Genomic DNA, 9337 nt, shown 5'->3' on the forward strand with positions numbered 1-9337 from the left:
GGCCGGCCGGGTAATCCATGGCCAGCCTGCCCCTACCAGAAACAAGCAGGCTTGACTGTTTGTTAGTACGCCGCCACGATGGGCGCGTGCCCGCCGCGACCGCTCGCGTCCCCCAGGAGGAGCGCACCCGCGCGATGCGCGCTCGGCTGATGGAGGCCACGGTCGAGCTCCTGGTCGAGCGCGGCTTCGCGGGGACGTCGACGACATCGGTCAGTGAGCGGGCCGGGGTGTCACGCGGTGCCCAGCTGCACCACTTCCCGACCAAGAACGACCTGGTGGTGGCGGCCGTGGAGCACCTGACCGAAGTGCGCGGAGCCGAGCTCGCTGCCGCAGCCGAGCGCGGCCTGCCCCGGGGCGCCCGGCGGACGCGGGCCGTGCTGGAGCTGCTGGCCGATCACTTCACCTCGCCGGTGTTCACCGCGGCTCTGGAGCTGTGGGTGGCCGCCCGCACCGACGAGACCCTGCGCGAGGCGGTGGCGCCCCTCGAGCAACGGGTCGGTCGCCAGACCCATCGGATGACCGTCGAGCTGCTGGGCGTCGACGAGTCACGCACCGGTGTACGCGAGCTCGTGCAGGCCACCCTCGACCTCGTCCGCGGTCTCGGGCTGGCCGACACCATCACCGACGACGCACGGCGCCGCAAGCGGGTCCTCGACCGCTGGGCCGTCACCTTGCAGGAGGCGCTCGCGTGAACGCGCTGCTGGAGACCGTGCTCGCCGACCTGGCCGCCGAGGGTGACCGGCTGGAGGCGGTCGTGGCCCCTCTCGACGAGTCGAGATGGCACACGGCAACCCCGGCCGAGGGCTGGGACATCGCCACGGTGATCGCCCACCTGGCGTGGACCGACGAGGCGGCGACGGCCGCTGCCACCGACAAGGCGGCCTGGGACGCCCTGGTCATGCAGGCGTTCGAGGACCCCGAGCACGCCGTCGACAACGCTGCCGCCGCCGGCGCCGTACCTTCCGCAGAGCTGCTGACGAGGTGGCGTGCTGCTCGCAGACGCCTCGCCGATGTCCTGCGCACCTATCCCGAGGGCCAGCGGATGCCGTGGTACGGCCCGCCGATGTCGGCGACGTCGATGGCGACCGCGCGGTTCATGGAGACCTGGGCACACGGTCTCGACGTGTACGCCGCACTCGGTGTCGACCCTGACGTCACCGACCGCATCCGGCACGTCGCCCACCTCGGGGTGATCACCCGGGACTTCGCGTTCGCGACCCACTCCGAGGAGCCGCCCGGCGAGAGGTTCCTGGTGTCGCTGGCCGCTCCCTCCGGGGAGGTGTGGACCTGGGGTCCCGAAGACGCGGCCCAGTCCGTGACCGGCCCGGCCTACGACTTCTGCCTCCTCGTCACCCAGCGCATCCACCGCAGCGACACGGCTCTGGTCGCGTCGGGTGCCGGGGCCGACCGCTGGCTCGACATCGCGCAGTGCTTCGCGGGGCCGACCGGTGAGGGGCGGCCACCTCGTGGCTGATCTCGACGAGCGCGAACGGGGACTGTTGATCGGCAACTGCTCCGGCTTCTACGGCGACCGGCTCTCGGCGATGCGCGAGATGCTCGAGGGTGCGCGACTCGACGTGCTCACCGGCGACTACCTCGCCGAGCTGACCATGCTGATCCTGGGTCGCGACCAGCTGAAGGACCCCTCGCTGGGCTATGCGAAGACGTTCGCGCGACAGCTCGAGGACTGCCTCGGCCTGGCCCTGGAGCAGGGCGTCAGGATCGTCTCCAATGCGGGAGGCCTCAACCCGGAGGGCCTCGCAGCCCGGATCCGCGAGGTGGCCTCCGGCCTCGGCCTCCAGCCCTGCATCGCCTACGTCGACGGCGATGACGCACGCAGCCTGGGGTTCGAGGGTGCTTTGACGGCCAACACGTACCTCGGTGGGTTCGGCATCGCGTCCGCCCTCGCCGGTGGCGCCGACGTCGTGGTGACCGGCCGCGTCACCGACGCCTCGCTCGTGGTCGGCCCGGCGGCGTGGTGGCACCGGTGGGACCACACGGCGTACGACGCCCTGGCCGGCGCCGTCGTCGCCGGTCACGTGCTCGAGTGCGGGTGCCAGGCGACCGGAGGCAACTTCTCGGGCTTCCGGCAGATCCCCCACCCGAGCCGGCCGCTGGGCTTCCCGCTCGCGGAGGTCGCGGCCGACGGCTCGTCGGTCATCACCAAGCACCCCGGCACCGGCGGGATGGTCAGCGTCGACACGGTGACAGCGCAGCTGATGTACGAGGTGCAGGGACCGGCGTACCTCAACCCCGACGTCACCACCGACCTCACCTCCGTCGAGCTGTCGGACGCCGGCGAGGACAGGGTCGCGATCGCGAGGGTCAGGGGCTCGGCGCCGCCCGAGCTGCTCAAGGTCGGCATCACCGAGCTCGGCGGCTACCGCAACAGCGTCGAGTTCGTGGTGACCGGGCTGGAGGTGGAGGAGAAGGCGGTCTGGGTGCGCGCCCAGCTCGGGCACAGGGTGCGCGCACAGTCGATCACCACGACGCTCGGCCCGTTGCCGCGGGAGGACGCCGACACCGAGGAGAACGCGTCGACGCTGGTGCGTGTCCACGTCCAGGACTCCTCGCCCGAGCCGGTCGGGCGCGCCTTCTCCGCTGCCGCCGTCGAGCTTGCCCTGGCGTCCTACCCCGGGTTCACCATGACCTCCCCACCCGGCGATGCGAAGCCCTACGGCGTCTACCGCGCCGAGTACGTCGAGCGCTCGTCGGTCACCCACACCGTCCACCACGCCGATGGGCGCGTCGAGGTGGTCGCGCATGTGCATCCGGAGGTCGAGGAGGTTGCGCAGACAGGCGCTAGCGCGCCTTCCTCGACCAGCGGGCTTGAGCAGGACGCGCGTCTCTCACCGGGTCTCGAGACAGGCGCTAGCGCGCCTTCCTCGACCAGCGGGTGTGAGCCGCACGCTAGCGCGCCTTCCTCGACCAGCGGGTGTGAGCCGCACGCTAGCGCGCCTTCCTCGACCAGCGGGGTTCGCGTCCCGCTCGGCACGTTCGTGCACGCCCGGTCCGGCGACAAGGGCGGCGACGCCAACCTCGGGCTCTGGGTCAGGCACGATCAGGACCCGTACGCCGCCCGCGTCGCCTGGCTGCTGGGCACCGTCACCCCCCAGTTCGTGCGTGACCTGCTGCCCGAGGCCCGCGACCTCGACGTGGACGTGCACCCGCTGGCGAACCTCGGCGGCGTCAACGTCGTGATCCACGGCCTGCTCGGCGAGGGCGTGGCAGCCTCGACCCGCTTCGACCCGCAGGCCAAGGGGCTCGGTGAGTGGGCGCGCGCCCGGTTCGTCGAGATTCCGGAGGACCTGTTGTGAGCGCCATCCGGGAGACGGCGGCCGAGTTCGTCAGGCGCGAGGTCACCCCCCACCTCCAGGACTGGGAGGACGCGGGCGAGGTGCCGCGCTCGCTGCACCTCGCGGCCGCCAAGCAGGGACTCCTCGGCATCTGCTTCCCCGAGGAGGTCGGTGGCCAAGGCGGTGACCTGCTCGACTCCATCGACGTGCAGGAGGCCATGTTCGAGGCGGGTGCCTCCAGCGGGCTGATGGCGGCGCTGTTCACCGGCGGCATCGCCCTGCCGCACCTCGCAGCCTCCCGCAACGAGTACCTCGTCGACCGGTTCGTCAGGCCGACGCTCGCCGGCGAGACGATCGGCGCACTCGCGATCACCGAGCCCGATGGCGGTTCCGACGTGGCGGCGATCCGGACCACGGCACGGCGGGAGGTCCCGACAGGATCGACCGCCGAACCCGAGTACCTCGTCGACGGCACCAAGACCTTCATCACCAGTGGCGTCCGCGCGGACTTCGTGACCACTGCTGTGCGGACGGGTGGGCCCGGGGCGGGCGGGATCTCCCTGCTCGTCGTGGAGAAGGACACCCCTGGGCTCACCGTCGACCGGACTCTGCGCAAGATGGGGTGGCACTGCTCCGACACGGCCGAGCTGGGCTTCGCATCCGTGCGGGTGCCGGCCACCAACCTGGTCGGCGAGGAGAACGCCGGGTTCGCCCAGATCGCCGAGCACTTCGTCACCGAGCGCATCGCCCTGGCCGTCCACGGCTACGGCATCGCGGCCCGCTCGCTGGCCCTCACCAAGGCCTACGTCCAGGAGCGTCAGACATTCGGGCGCCCGTTGGCCAGCAGGCAGGTGGTGCGGCACCAGCTGGTGGAGATGCATCGTCAGGTGGACGTCGCCCGCACCTACGTGCGTGAAGTGGCGCGGCGGTACGTCGCCGGCGAGAACGTGATGGCCGAGGCCTGCCTGGCCAAGCAGACGGCCGTCGAGACCGCGGTCGCCGTCTGCGACGCGGCCGTCCAGCTGCACGGTGGCACCGGCTACCTCCACGGCACCGAGGTGGAGCGGCACTACCGCGACGCCCGCATCCTGCCGATCGGCGGTGGCGCGACCGAAGTGCTCACCGACCTGGCGGCCAGGCTGTTGGGGTATGCATGACGACGAACCGAGAGGCCATGCTGGCCAAGATCGCCGACCTCGACGCCGAGGTCGCCAAGGCAGTGGCGGGCGGAGGACCGAAGTACGTCGACCGGCACCACGCCCGGGGCAAGCTGCTGGCGCGCGAGCGCATCGAGCTGCTCGTCGACGAGGGCTCGGCGTTCCTCGAGCTGTCCCCTCTGGCCGGCTGGGGCTCGGACTTCGCCGTCGGTGCGTCGGTGGTCACCGGCATCGGTGTGGTCGAGGGCGTGGAGTGCCTGATCACCGCCAACGACCCGACGGTCAAGGGCGGCGCCAGCAACCCGTGGACGGTGAAAAAGGTCTTCAGGGCCGCCCAGATCGCCGAGGAGAACAACCTCCCGACGATCTCGCTCGTGGAGTCAGGAGGTGCCGACCTGCCCACGCAGAAGGAGATCTTCATCCCGGGCGGGCGGCTGTTTCGCGACCTGACCCGCGCCTCGGCCCGCCGCCAGCCGACGATCGCGCTGGTGTTCGGCAACTCCACCGCAGGTGGCGCCTACGTGCCCGGCATGAGCGACTACACCGTGATGGTCAAGGAGCAGGCCAAGGTGTTCCTCGGCGGCCCTCCACTGGTGAAGATGGCCACCGGTGAGGAGTCCGACGACGAGTCGCTCGGTGGCGCCGAGATGCACGCGCGGATGTCGGGACTGGCCGACTACCTCGCCCAGGACGAGTACGACGCCATCCGGATCGGGCGGCGGATCGTCGCGAGGTTGAACTGGCGCAAGCCCTATCCGCCCTCCTCTGCCACCGAGTGGCGCGACCCCGACGAGGATCCGGACGGCCTGCTGGACCTGGTCCCCACCGACCTCAAGGAGCCCTTCGACCCGCGCGAGGTGATCGTGCGGATCTGCGACGGGACCGGGCCTGGCAACGAGCGGCCCTTCGACGAGTTCAAGCCGCTCTATGGCAGCTCGCTCGTCACCGGCTGGGCCAGGTTGCACGGACGCCAGATCGGCATCCTGGCCAACGCCCAGGGCGTGCTGTTCAGCGAGGAGGCACAGAAGGCCACGCAGTTCATCCAGCTGGCCAACCAGATCGACGTGCCCCTGCTGTTCCTGCACAACACCACCGGCTACATGGTCGGCGCGGAGTACGAGCAGGGCGGGATCATCAAGCACGGCGCCCAGATGATCAACGCCGTCAGCAACAGCTCGGTGCCGCACCTCAGCGTGATCATGGGCGCTTCCTACGGTGCGGGGAACTACGGCATGAACGGCCGGGCCTACGATCCCCGCTTCCTGTTCAGCTGGCCGTCGGCGAAGTCCGCAGTGATGGGACCCGCCCAACTCGCCGGCGTGCTCTCGATCGTGGCGCGCGCCGCTGCGGAGGCGCGTGGGCAGGCCTACGACGAGGAGGGCGACGCCGGCATGCGGGCCTACGTCGAGCAGTCGGTCGAGGAGCAGAGCCTGCCGCTCTTCCTCAGCGGGATGCTCTACGACGACGGCGTGATCGACCCTCGCGACACCCGCACGGTCCTGGCGATCTGCCTGTCGGTCATCGAGAACGCCCCGATCCGCGGGGCCGATGGCTACGGGGTGTTCCGCACGTGATCAGGAGAGTCCTCGTCGCGAACCGTGCGGAGATCGCCTCGCGGGTCTTCCGTACCTGCCGCCGGCTCGGCATCGAGACGGTCGCCGTCCACTCCGACGCGGACGCGGAGCTGCCGTACGTCCGCGAGGCCGACTACGCGGTCGCGCTGCGGGGCACCGCTCCCGCCGACACCTATCTCCGGGCCGACCTGCTCATCGAGGCGGCTGTGAAGGCGGGTGCCGACGCCGTTCATCCCGGCTACGGATTCCTGTCCGAGAACGCCGACTTCGCGCGCGCCGTCCTCCATGCCGGGCTGGCGTGGATCGGGCCGACACCGGAGTCGATCGAGGCGATGGGGTCCAAGATCGAGGCCAAGCGGATCATGCGCGAGGCCGGCGTGCCCGTCCTGGAGGCGCCCGCCGTCCCGGCCGAGGCGGACCTGCCCTTGCTGGTGAAGGCCTCCGCAGGTGGCGGTGGGCGCGGGATGCGCGTCGTACGACGTCTGGGCGACCTCGACGCCGAGGTAGCGGCGGCCCGGGCAGAGGCGCTGTCCGCGTTCGGCGACGAGACGGTGTTCATCGAGCCGTACGTCGAGCACGGACGCCACGTCGAGGTGCAGGTCTGGGGCGACTGGCACGGCAACATCTCGGTGCTCGGCGAGCGGGACTGCTCGATCCAGCGCCGCCACCAGAAGGTGGTCGAGGAGTCGCCCGCCCCGCACCTTCCTCTCGAGACCCGTGAGGCTCTGCACGCCGCCGCGCGCGCCGCGGCGGAGGCGATCGACTACCGCGGTGCGGGAACCGTCGAGTTCCTCTACGACGCCGGGACAGGTCGGTTCTGGTTCCTGGAGATGAACACCCGCCTCCAGGTCGAGCACCCCGTCACCGAGCTCGTCAGCGGGCTCGACCTCGTCGAGCTCCAGCTGCGGACCGTCGAGGACCACGACGCGACGGGCATCGTCGTCGAGCCGCACGGCCACGCGATCGAGGCGCGGGTCTACGCCGAGGACCCGGCCGCCGACCACCAACCGCAGTCGGGGGTGCTGACCCGCTTCGATATCCCGGTGGGCGATGGCGTCCGCGTCGACTCCGGCTACGAGTCGGGCTCGACGGTCTCCACCTTCTACGACGCGATGCTGGCCAAGGTGATCTGTCACGGTGCGACCCGCGGACAGGCCGCGCGCAAGCTGGCCGACACCCTGGCCCGCGCCCGCATCCACGGCCTGAGGACCAACCGCGACCAGCTGGTCGAGGTGCTGCGGTCCGAGGCGTTCCTCTCCGGCGACGTGTCGACTGCCTTCTTGGATGGACCGTTGGTCGAGGAGGGCGCGCTAGCGCCCGTCTCGAAACCATCGGCACACGCTGTCGCTGCCGCCATCGCACTGGCCGAGCAGGCCGGGGCGGCGCGCACCGTCCAGGCAGGCATCCCTGTCGGCTGGCGCAACGTGCCGAGCCAGCCGCACCGCACGGAGCTGGTCCCGACGGGCCCGACCGGCGAGCCGATGGTCGTGGAGTGGTCGTTCGGCCCAGATGGCTACCGGCTCGGGTGGACCGAGCCTGACGAGACCTCCGTGGTCTCGACGAGCTCGACCGACGGTGGGTGGGGTGTGACTCTCGAGACCGACTCCGTCCGCACGACCTACGACGTCACCATCGCCGGCAACATCGTCGACGTGGACGGCCCGACCGGGCATCTCCGCCTCGCGCGCAGGCCCCGCTTCACCGACCCGGCCGACGCGGTGGCGAGCGGCAGCCTGCTCGCCCCGATGCCCGGCACGGTCGTTCGCGTCGCGATCGGGCAGGGCGACCACGTCACAGCGGGTCAACCCGTGCTCGTGCTGGAGGCGATGAAGATGCAGCACACGGTGACGGCGCCGCACGACGGGGTGGTCGCCCGGATCGACGTACGAGCAGGACAACAGGTCGCAGCCGGCGAGGTGCTGGCCGTCGTAGCACCGCCCGGTGCTTGAGATGCGAGCCTGCGAGCCTCGAAACCACCACCAAGGAGCCAAGCCGTGAACACCTTCACCGAGTCCGACGAGCGCCAGGAGCTGCGCCGACAGGTCGCCAGGCTCGCCGGCAAGTACGGCCGCGACTACTTCACCCGGCAGGCGCGCAGCGGCGGCAAGACCACCGACCTCTGGCTCGAGATGGGCAAGAACGGCTACCTGGGCATCAACATCCCCGAGGAGTACGGCGGCGGTGGCGGCGGCATCGGCGACATCGCGGCGGTCTGCGAGGAGCTGGCGGCGCAGGGCTGCCCGCTGTTGATGATGGTCGTCAGCCCGGCCATCTGCGGCACGGTGATCGCGCGCTACGGCACGCCCGAGCAGAAGCAGCGCTGGCTGCCCGGCATCGCCGACGGGACCGGCACGATGGCGTTCGCGATCACCGAGCCCGACGCCGGCACCAACTCCCACAACATCACCACGACCGCTCGCAGAGACGGCGACGAGTGGGTGCTCAACGGCCGCAAGATCTACATCTCAGGGGTCGACGAGGCCGACAACGTGCTTGTCGTCGCGCGCACCACCGACAGCAAGACCGGCAAGCTCAAGCCCTGCCTGTTCGTGGTGCCGACCGACGCCGACGGGTTCGAGTACCGCCACATCCCGATGGAGATCGTCAGTCCCGAGCTGCAGTTCGGGGTGTTCATCGACGACGTGCGGTTGCCGGCCGATGCGCTGGTCGGCGACGAGGATGCCGGGTTGGTGCAGCTGTTCGCGGGCCTGAACCCCGAGCGGATCATGGCGGCGTCGTTCTCCACGGGGCTGGCCCGGTTCGCGATCGACAAGGCGGTGGCCTACGCCAAGGAGCGCACCGTCTTCCAAGGCCCGATCGGCTCGCACCAGGCGATCGCGCATCCGCTGGCACAGTCGAAGATCGAGGTCGAGCTGGCCAGGCTGATGACGCAGAAGGCCGCGGCGCTCGTCGACGCCGGTGACGACCTGGGTGCGGGCGAGGCAGCCAACATGGCGAAGTACGCCGCCGCCGAGGCGGCCTGCGACGCAGCCGACCGAGCGGTGCAGACCTACGGCGGCAACGGGATCACCCAGGAGTACGGCATGGCCGGCCTCCTCGTCGCCACCCGCGCCGGCCGGATCGCCCCCGTCACCCGCGAGATGATCCTCAACTTCGTCGCCATGCACTCCCTGGGCCTGCCCAAGTCCTACTAGCCCGATCGTTGGTTGAGGAGGGACGAAGTCCCGTCTCGTCTGATCGTTGGTTGAGGAGGGACGAAGTCCCGTCTCGAAACCACGCTGGCTACGGTTCGGTCGTTGGTTGAGGAGGGACGAAGTCCCGTCTCGAAACCACGCTGGCTACGGTTCGG

7 protein-coding genes are annotated in these 9337 nt (G+C 70.6%); all 7 read left to right on the forward strand.

Annotated elements, in window-relative coordinates; translation table 11 throughout:
• Positions 1 to 86 precede the first annotated feature (86 nt).
• The 7 genes from ISU10_RS08105 to ISU10_RS08135 are packed head-to-tail and all read left to right on the forward strand — an operon-like array spanning position 87 to position 9182.
• Entirely contained in the window at positions 87 to 692 is a 606-nt protein-coding gene (locus ISU10_RS08105; RefSeq protein ID WP_370864968.1) for a TetR/AcrR family transcriptional regulator, read from the forward strand.
• Positions 689 to 1474 (forward strand): TIGR03084 family metal-binding protein, encoded by a 786-nt coding sequence (locus ISU10_RS08110; protein ID WP_370864969.1) that lies wholly within the window; start codon positions 689 to 691, stop codon positions 1472 to 1474. The genes ISU10_RS08105 and ISU10_RS08110 overlap by 4 nt, the downstream gene beginning before the upstream one ends.
• Positions 1467 to 3317: an acyclic terpene utilization AtuA family protein gene (locus ISU10_RS08115; RefSeq protein ID WP_370864971.1), complete on the forward strand. Its 1851-nt coding sequence runs from the start codon at positions 1467 to 1469 to the stop codon at positions 3315 to 3317. Before ISU10_RS08110 ends, ISU10_RS08115 begins: the two co-directional genes overlap by 8 nt.
• On the forward strand, positions 3314 to 4453 hold the full coding sequence (locus ISU10_RS24075) for an acyl-CoA dehydrogenase family protein (protein WP_370864972.1): 1140 nt from the start codon (positions 3314 to 3316) through the stop codon (positions 4451 to 4453). Before ISU10_RS08115 ends, ISU10_RS24075 begins: the two co-directional genes overlap by 4 nt.
• Positions 4450 to 6027, forward strand: coding sequence for an acyl-CoA carboxylase subunit beta (locus ISU10_RS08125; RefSeq protein ID WP_194695867.1), 1578 nt, complete (start codon positions 4450 to 4452; stop codon positions 6025 to 6027). Before ISU10_RS24075 ends, ISU10_RS08125 begins: the two co-directional genes overlap by 4 nt.
• Complete coding sequence (locus tag ISU10_RS08130; protein ID WP_194695868.1) at positions 6024 to 7976, forward strand: acetyl/propionyl/methylcrotonyl-CoA carboxylase subunit alpha; 1953 nt, start codon at positions 6024 to 6026, stop codon at positions 7974 to 7976. Before ISU10_RS08125 ends, ISU10_RS08130 begins: the two co-directional genes overlap by 4 nt.
• Before the next feature lie 45 nt (positions 7977 to 8021).
• A complete protein-coding gene (locus ISU10_RS08135; RefSeq protein WP_194695869.1) occupies positions 8022 to 9182 on the forward strand; it encodes an acyl-CoA dehydrogenase family protein in 1161 nt (386 codons plus the stop codon).
• Positions 9183 to 9337 lie beyond the last annotated feature (155 nt).

This window comes from Nocardioides agariphilus (assembly GCF_015352445.1).
Lineage (GTDB): Bacteria > Actinomycetota > Actinomycetes > Propionibacteriales > Nocardioidaceae > Nocardioides > Nocardioides agariphilus.